Origin of the sequence: Nocardioides sp. CCNWLW239 (genome assembly GCF_037137035.1) — a bacterium.
Lineage (GTDB): Bacteria > Actinomycetota > Actinomycetes > Propionibacteriales > Nocardioidaceae > Nocardioides.
Genome location: NZ_JBBBNW010000004.1, coordinates 282,894 through 301,698, shown reverse-complemented (window position 1 = coordinate 301,698; position 18,805 = coordinate 282,894). Strand labels below are relative to the sequence as shown.

The following is an 18,805-nucleotide window of genomic DNA, read 5'->3' as shown; positions in this document are numbered from 1 at the left end:
ATGCATGGTCAACCGTCCTACGAGGACATCGTCGAGGCCCGCGAGCTGCTGCGCGACCACATCACCGAGACCCCCGTCCAAGGAGCCCGCTGGCTCACCCACCTGGTCGGCGACACGGTCATCCTCAAGTGCGAGAACCTGCAGCGTACGGGCTCCTTCAAGGCCCGCGGAGCGTTCGTACGCATCGCCCGGCTCTCCGCGGAGCAGCAGAAGTTCGGGGTGGTGGCCGCCAGTGCGGGCAACCACGCCCAGGGCGTCGCGCTGGCGGCGACGACCCTCGGCATCCCGTCGACCGTGTTCATGCCCGAAGGCGCGCCGATCCCGAAGGAGAAGGCCACCCGCGCGTACGGCGCCGAGGTGATCTTCGAGGGACAGTACGTCGATCAGTGCCTCGAGGCCGCGATCGCCTTCGCCGAGCGCACCGGGGCCATCATGATCCACCCCTTCGACCACCCCGATGTCGTCGCCGGACAGGGCACGATCGGCCTCGAGATCCTCGAGCAGGCTCCCGACGTGAAGACGGTCGTGATCCCGCTCGGTGGCGGTGGCCTGCTCGCGGGGGCAGCGCTCGCGATCAAGGCGAAGCATCCCGACGTGAAGGTGATCGGCGTGCAGGCCGAGACGGCTGCCGCCTACCCGGTCTCGCTGCGCGAGGGCCGGCCGATCCGGCTCGACAAGATGCCGACGATGGCCGACGGCATCGCGGTCGGCCTGCCCGGGGAGACCAACTTCCCGATGATCCAGTCCTACGTCGACGAGATCCGCACCGTCTCGGAGGAGTCGATCTCCGGCGCGCTGCTGGCGCTCGCGGAGCGGGCAAAGCAGGTCGTCGAGCCCGCCGGGGCGGTGGGCGTCGCCGCTCTGATGGACGCGCCCGAGACCTTCGAGGGCCCGGTCGTCGTCGTGCTCTCCGGCGGCAACATCGACCCGCTCCTGCTCGGCAAGGTGATCCAGCACGGCATGACGCTGGCCGGACGCTACCTGCCGGTCGCGGTGACGATCCCCGACCAGCCGGGCGCCCTGGCGACGTTGCTGTCGGTGATCGGTGACACCGGGGCCAACGTGATGGAGGTCGTGCACTCGCGCACCACGCCCGGGCTGCGGCTCGCCGAGGTCGGGGTGCAGCTGCAGCTGGAGACACGGGGTCAGAACCACGCCGAACGAGTGCTCGAGGAGCTGCGCAGCAAGGGCTATCCGGCCGTCAGTCCGTGAGCCCACGCCAGGCCGTTCCGGGAAACGGTCCCGACGGCAGATTGGGCAACGTTTCGGTCGCGAACTGTCCCGAGGTGTGGTTGCCTTGTTAAACTGAAAGTTCTGACGATCTCCCGCACGACAAACCGCCTGGGTGAAGTATGCCCAGCGGCAGGGAGACAAGGCGCCGGTGATCGAGATGACCGGCGCCCCTTATTTATATTCACTACCCATCAGGAGCAACCCATGACGCAGTCGACCGAGACCACCGCTGCCACGATCTGGCTGAGCAAGGGCGCGTTCGAGAAGCTGACCGCGGAGTTGGAATACCTGAAGGGTCCCCGGCGCCAGGAGATCCTCGCCGAGATCAGCAATGCCCGCGACGAGGGTGACCTCAAGGAGAACGGCGGCTACCACGCCGCTCGCGAGGAGCAGGGCAAGCTCGAGGGTCAGATCCAGCAGCTGGAGGCACTGCTCCGCAAGGCGGACACCACCGTCCCCGAGGACGACGGCGTCGTCTCGGTCGGCAAGCTGGTCACGTTCAAGTTCGAGGGCGATGACGATGACGAGGCCGAGACCCGTCTGATCGCCTCGATCGAGATGAAGGACTACGCGGGCGGCGTCGAGATCTCTTCGGCCGCCTCGCCGGTCGGCGCTGCTCTCATCGGCGCGAGCGTCGGCGACACCGTGACCTACGAGGGCCCTCGCGGGCCGCTCAAGGTCGAGATCCTGAAGACCGAGGTCTACACCGGCTGATGCGCGATGGGGTGGCTCACGGTCACTCGACCGTGCAGTCACCCCACTCGACCCGCAGCGCACGGCGCTCGGTCGGGATGGTGATCGTCTGGCGGCCCTCGCCGGCGGTGAACTCGAGGTGACCGACCTTCTCCTCCCGGTCGTCCTCCGCCTCGACGGAGCAGACCGGCTTCGCGTCCTTGTCGTGGAGGCGTACGACGAAGGTCACCTCGACCTCGTTCTCGCTGACCGCCTCCCACTTCTCCAGCCCGGAGGAGACCTCCGGGTGGAGGGCTCCCCACAGCGCCCAGCCGAACCAGCCGACGATCGCGACCACGGCGGCGAGCAGGGCGATCATGAGTACGCCGGGGCGGCGGCGCGGGCCGCGGCCGTAGCGGGCAGCGATGCGGGACTCGTCGGAACTCACGGCTTCGGGCCCCGCTTCAGCAGATGACGGCGTGCTCACGAGAAACATGGTCCCATCCCGCCGAAGGAGACCGCACATCCGTGCCCGGACGCCTACCACAAAAGTTGTCCGCGGAGTGGGAGCGGGCAACCGAAACGTGAGACGGAGCGTGGTTAGGATTGAACTCATGCCAGATCAGCTCCAGCAGGCGTTCCGCCTGATGCACGTGCACGCGCACCCCGACGACGAGTCGAGCAAGGGCGCCGGCGTCACCGCGAAGTATGTCGCCGAAGGTGTCGACGTCCACGTCGCGACGTGTACGGGCGGCGAGCGGGGCGACATCCTCAACCCGAAGATGGATCGCCCCGGGATCCTGGAGAACATCCACGAGATCCGCCGCGAGGAGATGCATCGCGCCCGCGACATCCTCGGCATCAAGCAGGACTGGCTCGGCTTCGTCGACTCCGGCTGGGTCGAGGAGTTCATGCTGGTCAAGGAGATGGCGGCGAAGGACTGGTCGCTGCTCCCCGAGGGCTGCTTCGGCCGGATGCCGCTCGAGGTGACCACCCGTCGGCTCGTCGAGATCATCCGCTCCTTCCGGCCGCATGTGCTCACGACGTACGACGAGAACGGGGGCTATCCGCACCCGGACCACATCATGTGCCACCGGGTCTCGGTGGAGGCCTTCCGGGCGGCGGGTGATCCCGACCTGTTCCCGGACGCGGGGGAGCCGTGGCAGCCGCTGAAGCTCTACTACAGCCACACCTTCAACTACCCGCGCATGATCGCGCTGCACGAGGCGATGACGAGCCACGGGCTCAGCTCGCCCTACGAGGAGCGGCTCCAGGACTGGAAGCAGGACCCGGAGTGGGACGCGCGCGTCACCACCCGGGTGGAGTGCGGCGAGTTCTTCGGCGTGCGTGACCAGGCGCTGCTCGCGCACGCCACCCAGATCGACCCCGACGGCCCCTGGTTCGCGGTGCCCCGAGAGATCGAGAAGGAGGCCTGGCCGACCGAGGACTACGAGCTGGTGACCTCCTACGTACCGGTGCCCGAGGCCGAGAAGCGCCAGGAGACCGACCTGTTCGCCGGACTCGACGTGGCCACCGCCGACGACGAGGGCAAGGCAGCGGTCGGCCGGGAGATCACCTTCGGCAAGGTCGTCACCGCCTGAGCCGTCCTCAGGTTCGGGTGAGACAATGGCTCCATGTCCGGCCTCCCGATGACGACGCAGACACTGCACACCTCTCAGCCTGCCCCCGAGCCCAACCCGCCGCAGGACGAGGACGTGGTCGCAGGCTGGACCGCGTTCGGCATCTTCATCGCGCTCTGCGTCGCCGTCGCGGTGATCGCGTGGAGCATGCTGCGTCAGTTCAAGAAGGTCGAGAAGGCGCGGATCGACGGTGTCTTCGGCGAGGAGGACCAGGCCGAGGCCATCGCCCAGCAGGAAGCCAAGGACGAGGTCAAGAAGCTGAAGCGCTGACGCTCAGAGCGTCGGCGCGATCGCCGGCAGCAGGTCCTGGAACGTACGCCCGTTGGCGATCTCGCCCAGCGCGGTCATCGTCCAGCCGCTCTCGGACCGGCCGACCTTGGCCATGATCTCGGCGGTGTGCGGCCCGGTCGTGCTCAGGTCGAAGCGGGCGATCTCGGTGTGGGTGTCCTCGTCGACGAGGCGACAGAACGCGTTCTGGATCTGGGCGAAGCTCTGCCCGGTGAAGGAGTTGATCGTGAACACGATCTGCGCGACCCCGGCAGGCACCCGGTCGAGATCGACGATGATCGACTCGTTGTCGCCGTCCCCGGCGCCGGTGCGGTTGTCGCCGCTGTGGACCACGGCGCCGTCCTTCGACCGCAGCTGCCGGAACCAGGCCTGGTCGACGTGGGACCCGTCCGGGTCGTAGAGGATCGCGGACGCGTCCATGTCGACCTGGGCGCCGCGGAAACCGCCGAACAGACCCTGCCGGACCGCGTCCCAGCCCAGCGCGATCCGTACGCGGGTCATGCTGCTGCCGTCACCGGTGACGAGCGGGACCGACTGTCCCTTGGTGAGCGAGACGGACAACTGATCCTCCGAGGGCTGGACCGAGCGGGCACGACCCACTCTAGTCAATCCGCACGGTCACCGGCCCGGTTCCGGTCGCCTTGACCAGGATCCGGTTGTGGTCGGCCCGGCCGACGACCCGCCCACCCTCGACCGTGATGTCCGGACCGGCGGGATAATGGATCGGGCTGACGAAGATCTCGGTCGGCTCGTCGACCTCGGCGGCCGGCTCGTAGGTGTAGCTGAACGCGCCGGAGGAGGGGTCGAAGGAGAGGTCGACAGGGGTGCCCGCCGTGGCCTGCGGATAGGTGCGGACCAACGTACGCAGCTTCTCGGACTTCACGGTGGAGAGGTCTGCGTCGTCGGCGAACATGCCCTGGCGTCCGTCGGCGGTCGTCGGGTCGTCCCAGTGCTTGTAGGCCCAGTGCATCCACGAGGTGAAGTGGTTGTCGGCCGACGCGGTGTCGATGGCCAGGAGCTCGGTGTTGTCGGTCGCGCCGAACTCCGACATCAGGTTGGTCGCGCCCATCGTCTCGGCCTGCTCGAGGGCCTTCAGGTTGTGGGTCTCGTCGTAGTCCTTGCACCCGCTGACCCCGACCGGGATGCCCTGGGAGTCGAGGTAGCCGAACGGGCAGTAGCTGTGCCAGGAGTAGCCGACCTGGTCGTCGTTCGCCGGCCCGAAGCCGGAGTTGGGGACCTGATTGGCGAGCAGCTGCGACTCGTACCAGACGATCCCGTCGGGATCGGACTCGCGGATCGCCGCCGTCGCCCTCTCGTAGGCCGGCTGGAACTCGTCGCGGTAGGAGCTCGGGCACCCGGTGATCGGGCAGGAGAGCCACTCCCGGCCTGCCCACGGCTCGTTGATGAGGTCGTAGCCCATCGAGTAGGGCTGGTCGCCCCACCGCTCCGCGACCGCGGCCCAGGCCGCGGCCCAGCCGTCCTGGACGCCGTTCTTGTTCGCCCAGAAGTTGTCGTAGACCGTGGCCAGCTCGGGCGTGATGTAGGTCGCCGGGAAGGAGAGCTTGACCGGCGGATGCACGTTGTAGGGCCACGGCCGCTTCGCCGCCCAGTCGGGCACGCCCTCGCCCCCGTAGGTCTCGTGCCACATGTCCTGGTGGAAGTCGTACTGCATCCAGATGCCCTCGTCGGCCAGCAGGTCGATCACCCGCTGCCAGTCGTCGAGGTAGTCCTCGTCGACCTTCCCCGGAGCGTCCGGGGTCACGCCCGCCCACAGAGTGCCGATCCGGGCGCCGTTGAACCCGTGCTCGGCCAGCCACTCCGCGTCGGCGGCGGTGAAGCCCTCGGGGGAGTCGGGCGGGACGTACGGGGCGTGCTTCCAGACCAGGTTCTGCCCGTGCACGAGCACGATCCGGCCGTGCTGGTCGACCAGCCAGCGTCCCTCGCGGGACAGGCGTGGGGTCTCCTTCGTCGGATCAGCCTCAGCCTGTTCGGCGCCGGCCGGCCCGGCCGGTGCCAGCAGCGAGGTCCCGAACGCGAGCACGGCCGCCGCGGCGGCCACGATTCCGAAGCTTCCCGAGCGACGAGGCATGTCTGGAACCTATGGCTCGGCGGCCACGTCGGCAAGAACGTGTTCTCATTCTGGGCGTCTCGCCCGCCTGGACCGCGTCGGCGGTGGACAGGGCGGCCTACGTGCGGTTGAGTCATAGGCGGAGCATTGGGGGAGAATGTCACCTGTGAGAGACGAAGCGAACGGCTGGTCAGGCACCTGGGTGGCCGAACGTCTGGGTGTGCATCTGCGGACGACAGATGCGCCGAACGGGATGATGCTCACCGATCTGGTCGGCCTGGCGGTGCGACGCAACCCGCGGCGGGCACAGCTCCTCGTCTCCTCGGTCCTCGGCAAGCACGTCCCGACCGACCCGCGCCTGGTGACCGAGGCCGCGCTGCACCTGGGAGCCAAGGCTCGCGCCGCGGCCACGGGCGACGCGGTGGTCCTCGGCTACGCGGAGACGGCGACCGCGCTCGGCCATCTCGTCGCCGATGCGCTCGGTGCGCCCTACCTGCACTCCACCCGCCGGGTGGTCGAGGGGATCGAGTCCGCTGCCGACTTCTTCGAGGAGCACTCGCACGCGACCGCCCACCGGCTGCTTCCCGCCGACCCTGCCTTCCTCGCTCGCGGCGACACCCTGGTGCTGGTCGACGACGAGGTCATCACCGGCAAGACGATCGTCAGCACGATCCGGGCGCTGCACAAGAAGTTCCCGCACAAGCACTACGTGGTCGCGACCCTGGTCGACCTGCGCTCGGAAGCCGACCGTGGTCGGATGGAGCGCTCGATCAAGCGGCTGCGGGCGACCCTGGACGTCGTCTCCCTCGCCAGCGGTGAGATCGATCTGCCCGAGGACCTCGCCGACAGCGGCAACCGGCTGATCGACACGGTCGAGAACCTCCGTCAGCTGGCCGGTGTCGACCCGACGCAGCGTCAGCGCGGCGAGGTGGTCCAGGTGGTCGCCACCTGGCCGCGGGCCGTACCGGAGGGTGGCCGCCACGGCTTCGCCACCAGCGCCTCCGGCTCCTACGAGTCCGCCGTGACGGTGACCGCCGCCGCGGTCGCCGGTCGCATCCCGGACGGTCCGGTGCACGTCCTGGGCACCGAGGAGCTGATGTACGCACCCCTGCGGATCGCCGCGGCGCTGGCCGACCGGCGCGCGGCCGAGGGTCGACGCCACGAGATCACCTACTCGACGACCACGCGCTCGCCTGTGCTCGCGGTCGACGACCCGGGTTATGCGATCCGCACCGCGATCACCTTCCCCTCGCACGACGCGCCCGCCGACGGCGACGGCCCGCGCTATGCCTACAACCTGCGTGCGGGCGAGTTCGAGGCGATCGTGCTGGTCGTCGACGAGCCGGCAGACACCCCCGCGCTGCACGAGGACGGAGGTCTGGTCGACCAGCTCGCCCGGATCGCGCCGCGGGTCGTGGTCGTGACCATCCCGGCGTACGCTCCGGAGCCGCGCCACGACCAGCCGGCCCGCCAGCTGCCCGCTCCGCTCCACGGTCCCACCTTCGGTTCCTACGAGCGCGACGACGTCGCCTGGCTGCTCGAGGACCTCTCCGCCGACACCACGAGCACGTCCGCGGACGAGCACGTGGAAGCACACCGGGAGCTCTTCGACGAGGCGCTGAAAGCGTCGGCCCAGCGGGTCGCGTACGCCGTCGGCCTGGTCACCGAGCAGGTGCTGGCCCGACGTGGGCAGGATGCGGTGCTGGTCTCCCTGATGCGTGCCGGCACCCCGATCGGCGTGCTGATGCGGCGCTGGGCGCAGCGGGTGCACGGGCTCGACCTGCCCCACTATGCGATCTCGATGGTCCACGGGCGCGGCATCGACCAGACCGCGCTCGCTTATCTGGCGGTGCACCACGACCCCGCCCAGGTGATGTTCGTGGATGCCTGGACCGGCACCGGCGCGATCGCCCGCGAGCTCGCGGCATCGGTCGAGAAGGCCAACTCGACACTCGACGCCCACCTGGCCTCGCCGTTCTCCCCGGAGCTCGCGGTGCTCGCCGACCCGGGCCGGAGCGTGTCGGTCTACGGCACCCGGGAGGACTATCTGATCCCGTCGGCATGCCTCGGCTCGACCGTGTCCGGCCTCGTCTCGCGGCCCGTGCTCGACGACGACCGGGTCGGTCCCAACGACTTCCACGGCGCGGTGTTCCAGGCCGACCTGGCGTCGGCAGACGTGTCGAAGAGGTTCATCGACACCGTCGCGGCCCGGTTCCCGATCGTACGCACCAAGGTGATGCTCGACCTCGGGGCTCACCTCGGCGGTGACCACACGCCCACCTGGGTGGGCTGGGACGCGGTCGAGGCCGCGGCCGAGAAGTTCGGGAACGGCGACGCGAGCCTGGTCGCTGCCGGCGTCGACGAGACCGTACGGCTGCTGCTGCACGGCGAGCCCGCGATGATCCTGGTCAACCCGGCGCGCGACGCCGATCTCGATCAGGTCAAGAGGCTCGCCGAGGCGCGCGGAGTGCCGCTGGACCGGGTCTCCGACCTGCCCTACGCCTGCCTCGGGCTGCTGCGCTCCTGATGGGGCGACAGGGCCTGGTCGTCGTCGGGAGCATCAACGTCGACCTGACGGCGAGTGTCGAGCGCCTGCCCGGGGCCGGGGAGACCGTCGCCGGTGGTCGGCTGCGTCGTGACGTCGGCGGGAAGGGCGCCAACCAGGCGGTCGCGGCGAGCCGGCTCGGAGCGTGCGTGCGGATGATCGGAGCCGTCGGTCCGGACGCGGACGGTGGCTGGGCGGTCGAGACGATCCGGAGCGCAGGCGTCGACGTCAACGGCATCGCCATCACCGACTTCCCGACAGGCACGGCGCTGATCGCCGTCGATGCGGCGGGGGAGAACCAGATCGTGGTGTGCGGCGGCGCCAACACGCAGGTCGACCCCGGGATCGCGATCGGAGCCGATGAGGCCGTGCTGATGCAGCTCGAGCTTCCCTTGGGTGTGGTCCGGGCCGTGGCCGACCGGGCGCAGGGGTTCGTCGCGCTCAACGCGGCGCCGGCCCGATCGCTCTCGGCGGACCTCGTCGAGCGGGTCGACCTCGTCATCGTCAACGAGACCGAGTACGCCGCGATGCCCGAGCTGCGCGCGGCCAGGCGGGTCGCGGTGACCTACGGCGCCGCGGGCGCGGCGATGTTCGTCGACGGCGTCGAGACGACGAGGGTGCCGTCCGTGCCGGTCACGGAGGTCGTGAGCACCGTCGGTGCCGGCGACGCGTTCTCTGCCGCGCTCACCCTCGCGGTCCTGGCCGGGATGTCGGACCAGGACGCGCTTCGGACCGCATGCGCGGTCGGCGCCGCCGTGGTCGCCTACCCCGGCGCCCAGCCGCCGCTGCGCGGGTTGGAGACCTATGTGACCGGCGGATGTTCACCGAGGTAACTCGGTGAACGCGCACATCCTTCGCGGAACTCCACGAGGGAAGTCGATGCTGACCGAGTTACCCTTCGACAGGCTCAGGACACCGCCTCGGTCGGCATCCGGCCGCTCAGCCCAGCTTCTTCCGGAAGAAGTGGGTGGCGTGCGGGTTGTTGTTGTAGCGGTCGATGCGCTCGTAGCCGGCCCGCTCGTACATCCCGATCGCCTCGGTGAGGACGTCGCGGGTGTCGAGGCGCACGACCCGGTGGCCCAGGTGCAGCGCCTCGGCCTCGAGGTGGCGCAGCAGGCGTGAGCCGAGGCCGGCGCCACGCCACGCAGGGTCGACCCACATCCGCTTGATCTCGCCTACGCCACCGAACTCGCGCACCCCGCCGGAGGCGACCGGGGCGCCGTCGCTGACGGCGACGAAGAAGGTGCCGTGGGGAGGCCGCAGGGACGGGTCGTCTCCGAAGCCCTCGTCGCCGACGGTGAACCCGAAGCGCTCGCCGATCTCGGCGAAGTAGTGGCCCATCGCCTCCTGGGCCATCGGGTCGCGCGGGTCGACGGGATCGATGGTGATCGTGGCTGCCCGTACCAGCAGGTCGGCGGTTGCCAGCGCCTCGTTGAGGCGGTCACGCTGCCGCTGCGTCAGCGGGTCGAGCAGCAGGTGGGCGCGCTCCTCGGAGCGTCGCTCGAGGTCGTCCCACTGCTTGAGGCCGTCCTCGGTGAGCACGACGAGCCGACGCCGCCCGTCGGAGGGGTCGCGGTCCATCGTGACGTACCCCTTGCCTTCCAGGGTCCGCAGCATCCGGCTGACGTAGCCGGAGTCGAGGTTGCCGAGGCGGGTGCGCAGGTCCTGGACGGTGCGGGCGCCGAGACCGATCTCGTAGAGGATGCGGGCGGTGCCGTAGGGGAGGCCGCTGCCGAGGAAGGAGTCTTCGAGGGCTCCGACCCGACGGACGTAGCTCATGTTGAACTTGCGCATCACCGAGGTGTCCACTGTCATATAACTGACTTTAGTCAGGTAATAACCGGAAGCCAAGGTCGATGCCTGTAAATGGCGAACGGCCCGTCCTCTCGGACGGGCCGTTCGATGGGGTGAGCGACGGGGCTTGAACCCGCGACCCTCGCGACCACAACGCGATGCTCTACCAGCTGAGCTACGCCCACCATCGGCTCGATCAGCGCGTGTTCGAGCCAGCAAGAATCATAGGGGAATCAGGCCGGATCTGTGGAATCGGGGGCCGCTTCCGGATCTGCGAGGCCGGTGATCGAGGCGCCGTGGCGGGACGCGATCTCCTTGGCCGTCTCCGAGTCAGGGCCGGGCATCGGCACGAAGACCGCCTCGCGGTAGTAGCGGAGCTCCTCGATCGACTCCTGGATGTCGGCCAGGGCGCGGTGGTTGCCGCGCTTGGGGGGAGAGGAGAAGTAGGCGCGCGGGAACCAGCGCCGCGACAGCTCCTTGATCGAGGAGACATCGACGTTGCGGTAGTGGAGGAACCCCTCCAGCTCGGGCATGTCGCGAGCCAGGAAGTTGCGGTCGGTGGCCACCGTGTTGCCGCCCAGCGGAGGTCGGGAGTCCTTGCCGCAGTGCTCCCAGACGTACGCCAGGACCTGCTCCTCCGCCTCACGCATCGTCACGCCGTTCTCCAGCTCGACCAGCAGGCCGGACTTGGTGTGCATGTCGCGGACGAAATCGTCCATCTGCTCCAGTGCCTCGGCGGGGGGCTTGATGATGATGTCGACCCCGTCACCGAGCACGTTGAGATCGAAGTCGGTGACCAGGGCCGCCACCTCGATGAGCGCGTCGTTCTCGAGGGACAACCCGGTCATCTCGCAGTCGATCCAGACCAGACGTTCGTTCAGTGAAGCCACGCAGAGCACCATAACGCCGCTGGTCAACGGCACAGGCGCAGGGTAGGAGACGATGTGATAACGGTTCCCATGGCACGGTTTCAGCCTGCGTTCAGGAGGCGGACCTAGATTGGCTCCATGAACACGGATTCCGCCAGCAGCCCCTCGCGCAAGGAGAAGCGTGAGGCTCGCGCTGCCAAGGCCGCCGCGGAGCTGGAGGCTCGGCGCAAGAAGCAGGCCCGCAAGTCGATCCTCACCGTGGCCGCGGTCGTCGCCGCCATCGCGGTGATCATCGGCGGTCTCGTCTGGTTCAGCCTGAACCGGTCCGAGGACGACAAGGTCACCGCGGTCGACGCCGGCAGCAGCGAGCACGGCCTGGTCATCGGCCCTGACGACGCTCCCCACAAGGTCGTCATCTACGAGGACTTCCTGTGCCCCTACTGCGGTGAGTTCGAGAAGGCGACCCGTGAGGACCTCGCCGAGCTGGCCGCCGACGGCAAGGTGCAGGTCGACTACCGTCCGTTCGTGCTCCTCGACCAGATCGGCCCCTACTCCGAGCTCGCCACCTCGGCCTTCGCGGTCGTCCAGTCGGAGTCGGGTGACGAGGTCGCCAAGAAGTTCCACGACCTGCTCTTCGAGAACCAGCCCAGCGAGTCCGGCCCGTTCCCGGAGGCCGACGACCTGGTGGATCTCGCTGTCGAGGCGGGCGCCGAGAAGTCGGCGGTCGAGGATCCCATCAAGGACCTCGCCGGCAAGGACTGGGCCGACGCCGCGACGAAGGCCGCCGTTGCCGACGGCGTCCAGGGCACCCCGACCGTGCTGCTCGACGGTGAGCAGTTCCAGGAGGGCAACTCCGTCCAGGAGTACGCCGACAACCTCATCGAGAAGATCTCCTGACCCTGGGTGAGTGGGGGCCGCGTGCTGACACGCCGATGTAGGCTCGGCGTCGTGACTCGGCAGACCCAGATCTTCTTCAGTGCAGTCGGGATCCTCCTGATCGCCTACTTCGCTGCGGTCGGACTGGTGACCGTCGTGCAGGCGATCATCCAGGCCTGACGATGTCGAGCCGGTTCCGAGACATGCAGATCTGGTTCTGAGTCTGCTCTCAGCGCCTGATCAGGGCTAGCGTGGCCGGTATGACCGAGATCCAGCTTGTCGAGCAGTTCCTGGCCGCCCTCGAGACCGGGAACGTCGACGCGGCGTTGGCGTTGTGCGCGGAGGACGTGACCTACCAGAACGTGCCGCTTCCGCCGGCGCGTGGGGTGTCCGAGGTCGGGCGCCAGCTGGGGATCATGGGGAAGTACACGACCGGGTTCGAGGTGCGGATGATCAACATCGCGGCCAACGGGCCGGTGGTGCTCACGGAGCGCATCGACGTGCTGAGCCGCGGCTCGGTCTCCGCCGAGTTCTGGGTGTGCGGGACGTTCGAGGTGCGCGACGGCAAGATCGTGCTCTGGCGCGACTACTTCGACTGGACGACGTTCATCGCGTCGGGGGTCAAGGGCGTCGGCCGGGCGGCGTTCGGGGCGATCCGGAAGGCCGTCGGTCGCTGAGCCGTTGTGCACAACGCACGAAGCGCATCGTGCGCTGTTCTTGTGACGCCAGTCACAATGAGCCTTACTCTCAGTGACATGCCCCGTGCGTCAGCCGCTCTCCTCGCCCTGCTTCTGACCGCGTCCGCGCTGGTCGCCTCGACCGGACCGGCGCTCGCCGACCGGGAGCCGCCCGGTGACCAGCCGCTGCCCGGTTACACGACCGTCAACCCGCCGGTGGCGCCGGTCGTGGTCGACGGGCAAGCGACCACGGTGCGCCAGGGCGTGCACGAGCACGCGGCGTACATCCTCGAGGTGCCGAAGAACTGGAACGGCGAGCTGGTGATGTGGGCCCACGGCTACCGCGGGCTCAGCTACACGCTGACGCCGGAGACGCCCGGCTTCGGCCTGCGGCGTACGTTCCTGGAGCAGGGCTACGCCTGGGCGGCGTCGAGCTACCCGACCAACGGCTACGACGCGGGGGCCGGGGTGAGCGCGACGCGAGATCTGGCGACGTACGCCTCCGCCGAGCTCCTGCCACGCCGGGCGAGCCGCACCTACGTGACCGGGGTGTCGATGGGCGGGCACGTGGTCGGGCGCTCGCTGGAGCAGTATCCGGGCTTCTACGACGGGGCGCTGCCGATGTGTGGGCAGCTGGGCGATGTGGAGCTGTTCGACTTCTTCGTCGACTACAACCTCGGTGCGCAGGCGCTCGCAGGTCACGACGCCTACCCCTACGACGCGGACTACCAGAGCGCCGACGTCCCGGTGATCAAGGAACGGCTCGGGCTCGACGGCACGCTGACGCCTGCGGGCGAGCAGCTGCGGGCGATGACCATCGAGCACAGCGGCGGCCCGCGCCCGGGCGCGGCGGCGGCCTTCCGGCAGTGGAAGGACTTCCTGTTCACGCTGCCGTCCGTGGACGACGGCGGCACGCTGGCCTTCAACATCGGCCGGGTCGCGACCAACCGGAACACCGTCTACACGCCCGGCGCGCCGTTCGACCTCAACGGCGAGATCGAGCGGATCGACCCGGTCGACCGCGCCGGGCGCAACAGCCACCGGCTCAGCGCACCCGCGGTGATCTCCGGACGACCGTCCGCGCCGGTGGTGAGCCTGCACAATCTCGGCGACATGTTCGTGCCGTTCTCGCTCGAGCAGATCTACGCGCGCGAGGTGGCCCGCCACCACCGCGACGGTCTGCTGGTGCAGCGAGCGATCCGGTCGGCCGGGCACTGCGAGTTCAGCCCGGCCGAGGCCGCGGCCGCCTGGGGAGACCTCGTCGACTGGGTCGAGCACGGCGACCGCCCGGCCGGTGACGACGTCCTCGACCGGGAGACCGTCGCCGCGCCCGACTACGGGTGCGCGTTCACCGACCGGACCGCGTACGCCACCGGCTCGCGCCGTCTCTACGCACCCTGTCCGTGAGCGAGCTCAACGGACGACGTCGTAGACCAGCTTGGTGATGCCGTTGGCGTAGGTCTCCGACTCGATCAGCGTCAGCATCTGCTTGTCCTTGTCGGTCTCGCTCCACATCCGCTTCCCGGCGCCGAGGACGACAGGGAAGACGAGCAGGTGGTAGCGGTCGATCAGGCCGGCGTCGGAGAGGTTGCGGGCGAGCTCGGCGCTGCCCGCGACCAGGATCGGGCCGCCTTCGCCCTGCCGGAGCTGCTCGACCTCGTCCAGCGATCGCAGGATGACCTGGGGACCCCAGTCGTCGACGAGGCCGTCGTCGTCGAGGGTGGTCGAGACGACGTACTTCGGGATCTCCTTCACCACGGCGAAGTCCTCCATGGCGGGCCAGACCGGAGCGAAGGCCTCGTAGCTGCGCCGGCCGAACATCATCGCGCCCGCCTCGGCCATCTCGGTGCCCTTGATCTCGTAGGCCTCGGGGAGGAACTCGAGGTCCTTGAAGGTCCAACCGCCGCTGCGGTGCTGCTCGGAGGGTGTGCCGCCGCCGGGGGAGTCGACGACGCCGTCGAGGGATACGAACGCTGAGTAGATGAGTGTGCGCATGCGCTCGATCCTGCCGCACGCAAGGCGGTTCTGGCATGCGGAATGTGGCCGGAGTTCCCCCAGATACTGGGGATGCGCCCGATGAGGTCGCGTGAAACGGTGGAAACGCATTCCGCTATACGACCGCCGGCCTCGGGGTTCCGGCGCGCCTGTTGGCCCACCTTCGTGCACAGAACCCACCTGGGGATCGCATGTCCACACCCGTCAAGCCACCTACCAAGAAGAGCAAGAAGCAGCCCGTCGAAGCGGTGATCTCGGCCCCGCCCACCGGGGATGCCCCCGACCAGGACGGCCGAGCTCCCGAAGATCTCGTCAACCGGATGGGCTCCGCCCATGGATTCGGTACGCCGCACCAGCATGCCCGAGGGCACGGCCGCGAGCAGCGCGGACTCGCCTACCTGCCCGGCTCCCAGCTGTTCGAAGGGCGCTTCGGCCGGATGTTCCGGCTGAACCCGTATGTGCCGTCCGAGGGACGGATCCGGGAGATCGCCCAGATGATGACCGACTCCGCCCCCGGCGACGCCGCGAAGGACAACCCGGACATCCCGGCCGGCTACACCTACCTCGGCCAGTTCATCGACCATGACCTCACCTTCGACCCCGTCTCGAACCTGACCCGGCAGACCGACCCGGACGCGCTGACGACCTTCCGCTCGCCGGCCTTCGACCTCGACAACGTCTACGGCCGGGGCCCGTCCGACGACGCGTTCATGTATGACAACGCGCCCGGACGTGCCGGCTACCTGCTCATCGGCCGCCACGACGACGAGGACGATCTACCGCGCAACGTGCAGGACACCGCGATCATCGGAGACCCGCGCAACGACGAGAACACCTTCGTCAGCCAGCTCCAGCTCACCATGCTGAAGTTCCACAACGCCGTGATGGACATGGTGCTCGCGGACCCGCGGATGCAGCACGGCAGCGAGACGGTCTTCGAGGCGGCGCAGCGCACGGTCCGCTGGCACTATCAGTGGCTGGTCGTCCACGACTTCCTGAAGCGTACGGTCGGGCAGGCCCTGCTCAGCGACGTGCTCGACGAGACCGGTGCTGTTCCCAGGCTTCGGCTCGAGCACTACGAGGCGAAGTCGGGGAAGGCGTTCATGCCGGTCGAGTTCTCGGTCGCGGCCTATCGCTTCGGGCACTCGCAGGTGCGGGGCCGTTACAAGCTGAACACCACCGTGCCAGCGCTGCCGATCTTCACCAAGGCGACGACCCCGGGGGAGGATCTGAGGCTGAAGCATTTCGTCGGGTTCCGGATCCTGCCGCCGTTCTGGACGATCGAGTGGAACCGGTTCTTCGACATCGACGGGCCCGGTGGCGTGCAGCCCCAGGTCACGCGGGCGATCGACACCGCGGTGGTGCCGCCGATGATCGACCTTCCTCCCGAGATCGCCGCGGACCCGAGCTCGATCGTGATGCGCAACCTGACCCGTGGTGCGCGCCTGGGTCTCCCCTCCGGACGCGCAGTGGCGCGGAAGATGGGGATCACGCCGATCGGGGACGAGCTCGGGCTGCCCGGTGGCGGTCCCGCGCCGCTGTGGTTCTACATCCTCAAGGAGGCCGAGCTGCTCGCAGGCGGACGACACCTCGGGCCGGTCGGTGGGCGCATCGTCGCGGAGGTGTTCCTCGGTCTGCTCGCCCTGGACCCGACCTCCTACCTGCGCAACGATCCCGCGTGGCGGCCGACCCTCCCGGCGGCCACCTCCGGCGAGTTCACGATGGTGGACCTGCTCAACATCGCCGGCCACGGATTGGGGACCACCTGATCGCGCTACCGTGAGTGTCGTGACTGCGCGACGACGTGCTCAGGAGTTCTGCGAGGCGTACGGCCTCACCATGCCGGTCCTTCAGGCGCCGATGGCCGGCGCCTGCCCGCCCGCGCTGGCGGCTGCGGTGGCGGACGCGGGCGGGATGGGCGCGGCCGGGGTGGTGCTCGACTCGCCGCAGCGGATCGCGGAGTGGTCGGCCGACTTCCGGTCGCGGTCGGCGGGGCCGTTCCAGCTCAACATCTGGATCCCCGACCCGGTTGCGGACGATCCCGCCCGGGTCGCGGCCGCGGAGGAGTTCCTGGGCAGGTTCGGTACGCCGGGGCCCGAGCAGCCGGCTGCGCCCTCGTTCGAGGAGCAGTGCGAGGCCATGCTCGAGGCGCGGCCGCGGGTGGTCTCCTCGATCATGGGCCTGTTCGCGCCGGACTACGTCGAGCGGCTGCACGCGGCCGGGATCGCCTGGTTCGCGTGCGCGACGACGCTGGCCGAGGCCCGGGCCGCCGAGCAGGCCGGAGCCGACGCGATCGTCGCCCAGGGGCTCGAGGCCGGCGGGCACCGTGGTGTCTTCGAGGCGGAGAGGGCGGAGGCCACGGCGGTGGGTCTGTTCGCGCTGCTGCCGCACATCGTCGACGGGGTCGAGGTGCCGGTCATCGCCACCGGCGGGATCGCCGACGGACGTGCGGTCGCGGCGGCGCTCACCCTCGGGGCGAGCGCCGTGCAGGTCGGCAGCGCCCTGCTGCGCTCGCCCGAGACCGGCATCGCTGATGCCTGGGCGGCATCCCTCGACGGGCTCGAACCGGAGGACACCGTCGCCACTCGGGCCTACTCCGGCCGTCTCGGCCGCGCCACGCCGACTCGCTACGTGCGGTCCTGGGAGGCTGTCGACGCGCCTGCCCCGGCGCCCTACCCGCACCAGCGCGCCCTGGTCGGGCGGTGGCGGAAAGGTGAGCCGGCGCCGGCCGCGGAGGTGGCGCTGGACCGCAGCAACCACTGGGCGGGGCAGGCGGCCGGCCGTTCGGTCGCCGCGCCCGCAGCCGACGTCGTCACCCGGATGTGGAGCGAGGCACAGACTCTGCTGCCGTGACGGCGGCCCGACCTGGGTGCGGGGTGTAGAACGGACGCATGAGCGAATCCTGGCCCCAGCGACTGCTCGCGGACGGTTTCGGCCGGACCGCGGATGCTCTGCCCGCGATCGTCGACGGCCTCTCCGCCGACGACCTGTTGTGGCGACCCTACGAGGGAGCGAACTCGATCGCCTGGACCCTGTGGCACACCGCCCGGATGGAGGACGCCCAGATCGCCCCGCTCGCCGGCACCGACGAGGTCTGGACGCGTGACGGCTGGGTGGAGCGGTTCGGGCTGCCCTACGCGCCCGAGGCGATGGGCTACGGGCAGAGCGCCGAGGAGGTCGCGGCCTTCCGGCTGACGGACCCGACGCTGCTGACCGGCTACTACCAGGCGGTTCACGAGGCCACGCTCGAGCTCGTCAAGACGCTGGCCGAGGACGACCTCGCCCGCATCGTCGACGAGCGCTGGGACCCGCCGGTCTCGTGCGCGGTGCGGTTGGTCAGCATCGTCGACGACGCCGCCCAGCACATCGGCCAGGCGGCGTACGTCAAGGGCTTGCTCCGGCTCCGCTGAGTCAGAGCACGGCGGCGAGCGCCTCGTCGATCGAGGCGTCGCCGGAGACCAGCTCCCACTGCTTGCCGACGGTGGCGGCGTCGTCGAGCACGGCGGCGATGACCGCGGCCACGTCGGCGCGCGGGATGGTGTCGCGATCGAGCTTCTCCGCCAGCTTCACCCGGCCCGTGGCGGGATCGTCGGTGAGGCCGCCGGGACGCAGGATGGTCCAGTCGAGATCGCTGTCGCGCAGCGCGATGTCGGCGTCGCGCTTGGCCTCGACGTAGGCCTTCCAGACCTCACCGGCATCGGCCGGGACCGGCTCGTCGACACTGATGGCCGAGACCTGCACGAAGCGCCGGATGCCGGCCGCCTTCGCGCCCGCGATCGACTTCGTCGAGCCCTCCAGGTCGACGGTGCGCTTGCGCTCCTTGTTGCCGTCGGGACCGCCGCCGGCGGCGAAGACCACGGCGTCGCAGCCGGCGAAGGCGGCGGCGAACGAGTCGGCTTCCTGGTTCTCGATGTCGAGCAGGCCCACCTCGGCACCGAGCTCCTCCAGCTCGGTTCGGTAGCTCTCGCTGCGTACGAGCGCGACCGGGGTGTGGCCCGCGGCGGCGAGGATCGGATGAAGTTGCAGGGCGACCTTGCCGTGGCCGCCGACGATGGCGATGCGCATGCGTCCACGATAGGCAGCACTGACAATTGTCACGGTCGGGTCCGGACAATCAGATCTGACGCCCGATGGTCCGGGAGCGCGAG

19 protein-coding genes and 1 tRNA gene are annotated in these 18,805 nt (G+C 69.5%); 12 read left to right on the top strand and 8 right to left on the bottom strand.

The window, feature by feature from the left end; genetic code table 11:
• Together ilvA and greA are read left to right on the top strand one after the other, a co-directional pair.
• Nucleotides 1–1,212 carry a threonine ammonia-lyase gene (ilvA, locus tag WBG06_RS18490; RefSeq protein ID WP_336738547.1) on the top strand — a complete coding sequence of 404 codons (1,212 nt, stop codon included), beginning with the start codon at nucleotides 1–3 and terminating at the stop codon, nucleotides 1,210–1,212.
• Nucleotides 1,213–1,437: 225 nt separating this feature from the next.
• Complete coding sequence (gene greA, locus WBG06_RS18485; protein ID WP_336738419.1) at nucleotides 1,438–1,947, top strand: transcription elongation factor GreA; 510 nt, start codon at nucleotides 1,438–1,440, stop codon at nucleotides 1,945–1,947.
• A 22-nt stretch (nucleotides 1,948–1,969) separates the two neighbouring features.
• Here greA and WBG06_RS18480 read toward each other — a convergent pair whose 3' ends face one another.
• On the bottom strand, nucleotides 1,970–2,353 hold the full coding sequence (locus tag WBG06_RS18480; protein ID WP_336738418.1) for a DUF4307 domain-containing protein: 384 nt from the start codon (nucleotides 2,351–2,353) through the stop codon (nucleotides 1,970–1,972).
• 166 nt (nucleotides 2,354–2,519) lie between these two features.
• Between WBG06_RS18480 and mca the strand changes: the two genes are divergently transcribed.
• The gene (mca, locus tag WBG06_RS18475; RefSeq protein WP_336738417.1) at nucleotides 2,520–3,506 is read left to right on the top strand and encodes a mycothiol conjugate amidase Mca; all 987 of its coding nucleotides are present in this window, start codon (nucleotides 2,520–2,522) and stop codon (nucleotides 3,504–3,506) included.
• A gap of 33 nt (nucleotides 3,507–3,539) precedes the next feature.
• A complete protein-coding gene (locus tag WBG06_RS18470) occupies nucleotides 3,540–3,815 on the top strand; it encodes a hypothetical protein (RefSeq protein WP_336738415.1) in 276 nt (91 codons plus the stop codon).
• 3 nt (nucleotides 3,816–3,818) lie between these two features.
• Here the strand turns inward: WBG06_RS18470 and WBG06_RS18465 are convergent, their stop codons facing one another.
• The gene (locus WBG06_RS18465) at nucleotides 3,819–4,394 is read right to left on the bottom strand and encodes a TerD family protein (protein WP_336738414.1); all 576 of its coding nucleotides are present in this window, start codon (nucleotides 4,392–4,394) and stop codon (nucleotides 3,819–3,821) included.
• Nucleotides 4,395–4,434: 40 nt separating this feature from the next.
• Nucleotides 4,435–5,922, bottom strand: coding sequence for a glycoside hydrolase family 5 protein (locus WBG06_RS18460; RefSeq protein ID WP_336738413.1), 1,488 nt, complete (start codon nucleotides 5,920–5,922; stop codon nucleotides 4,435–4,437).
• Between the two features lie 145 nt (nucleotides 5,923–6,067).
• Here WBG06_RS18460 and WBG06_RS18455 point away from each other — a divergent pair, with 145 nt between their 5' ends.
• On the top strand, nucleotides 6,068–8,428 hold the full coding sequence (locus tag WBG06_RS18455; protein WP_336738412.1) for a phosphoribosyltransferase domain-containing protein: 2,361 nt from the start codon (nucleotides 6,068–6,070) through the stop codon (nucleotides 8,426–8,428).
• Nucleotides 8,428–9,279 carry a ribokinase gene (locus WBG06_RS18450; RefSeq protein WP_336738410.1) on the top strand — a complete coding sequence of 284 codons (852 nt, stop codon included), beginning with the start codon at nucleotides 8,428–8,430 and terminating at the stop codon, nucleotides 9,277–9,279. The genes WBG06_RS18455 and WBG06_RS18450 overlap by 1 nt, the downstream gene beginning before the upstream one ends.
• Before the next feature lie 106 nt (nucleotides 9,280–9,385).
• Here the strand turns inward: WBG06_RS18450 and WBG06_RS18445 are convergent, their stop codons facing one another.
• From WBG06_RS18445 to orn, 3 genes are all read right to left on the bottom strand, one after another.
• The gene (locus WBG06_RS18445) at nucleotides 9,386–10,261 is read right to left on the bottom strand and encodes a bifunctional helix-turn-helix transcriptional regulator/GNAT family N-acetyltransferase (protein ID WP_336738409.1); all 876 of its coding nucleotides are present in this window, start codon (nucleotides 10,259–10,261) and stop codon (nucleotides 9,386–9,388) included.
• 88 nt (nucleotides 10,262–10,349) lie between these two features.
• A tRNA-His gene (locus WBG06_RS18440) sits at nucleotides 10,350–10,425 on the bottom strand.
• Between the two features lie 48 nt (nucleotides 10,426–10,473).
• Nucleotides 10,474–11,142, bottom strand: coding sequence for an oligoribonuclease (gene orn, locus WBG06_RS18435; RefSeq protein WP_336738546.1), 669 nt, complete (start codon nucleotides 11,140–11,142; stop codon nucleotides 10,474–10,476).
• Nucleotides 11,143–11,247: 105 nt separating this feature from the next.
• Here orn and WBG06_RS18430 point away from each other — a divergent pair, with 105 nt between their 5' ends.
• The 3 genes from WBG06_RS18430 to WBG06_RS18420 all read left to right on the top strand — a co-directional run bounded on the left by WBG06_RS18430 (nucleotide 11,248) and on the right by WBG06_RS18420 (nucleotide 14,069).
• On the top strand, nucleotides 11,248–12,006 hold the full coding sequence (locus WBG06_RS18430; RefSeq protein ID WP_336738408.1) for a DsbA family protein: 759 nt from the start codon (nucleotides 11,248–11,250) through the stop codon (nucleotides 12,004–12,006).
• 239 nt (nucleotides 12,007–12,245) lie between these two features.
• Entirely contained in the window at nucleotides 12,246–12,662 is a 417-nt protein-coding gene (locus tag WBG06_RS18425) for a limonene-1,2-epoxide hydrolase family protein (protein WP_336738406.1), read from the top strand.
• Nucleotides 12,663–12,740: 78 nt separating this feature from the next.
• Nucleotides 12,741–14,069, top strand: coding sequence for a hypothetical protein (locus tag WBG06_RS18420; protein ID WP_336738404.1), 1,329 nt, complete (start codon nucleotides 12,741–12,743; stop codon nucleotides 14,067–14,069).
• A 6-nt stretch (nucleotides 14,070–14,075) separates the two neighbouring features.
• Here WBG06_RS18420 and WBG06_RS18415 read toward each other — a convergent pair whose 3' ends face one another.
• A complete protein-coding gene (locus WBG06_RS18415; RefSeq protein ID WP_336738402.1) occupies nucleotides 14,076–14,657 on the bottom strand; it encodes a dihydrofolate reductase family protein in 582 nt (193 codons plus the stop codon).
• A gap of 191 nt (nucleotides 14,658–14,848) precedes the next feature.
• On the opposite strand from WBG06_RS18415, the gene WBG06_RS18410 reads away from it, so the two are divergent.
• From WBG06_RS18410 to WBG06_RS18400, 3 genes are read left to right on the top strand one after another with little or no spacing between them, the layout of a single operon-like run.
• Entirely contained in the window at nucleotides 14,849–16,426 is a 1,578-nt protein-coding gene (locus tag WBG06_RS18410; RefSeq protein ID WP_336738400.1) for a peroxidase family protein, read from the top strand.
• Between the two features lie 19 nt (nucleotides 16,427–16,445).
• A complete protein-coding gene (locus tag WBG06_RS18405; protein WP_336738398.1) occupies nucleotides 16,446–17,510 on the top strand; it encodes an NAD(P)H-dependent flavin oxidoreductase in 1,065 nt (354 codons plus the stop codon).
• Nucleotides 17,511–17,548: 38 nt separating this feature from the next.
• Nucleotides 17,549–18,067, top strand: a complete 519-nt coding sequence (locus tag WBG06_RS18400) for a mycothiol transferase (RefSeq protein ID WP_336738397.1) — start codon at nucleotides 17,549–17,551, stop codon at nucleotides 18,065–18,067.
• 1 nt (nucleotide 18,068) lies between these two features.
• Here WBG06_RS18400 and WBG06_RS18395 read toward each other — a convergent pair whose 3' ends face one another.
• Nucleotides 18,069–18,722, bottom strand: coding sequence for an SDR family oxidoreductase (locus WBG06_RS18395; protein WP_336738396.1), 654 nt, complete (start codon nucleotides 18,720–18,722; stop codon nucleotides 18,069–18,071).
• Nucleotides 18,723–18,805 lie beyond the last annotated feature (83 nt).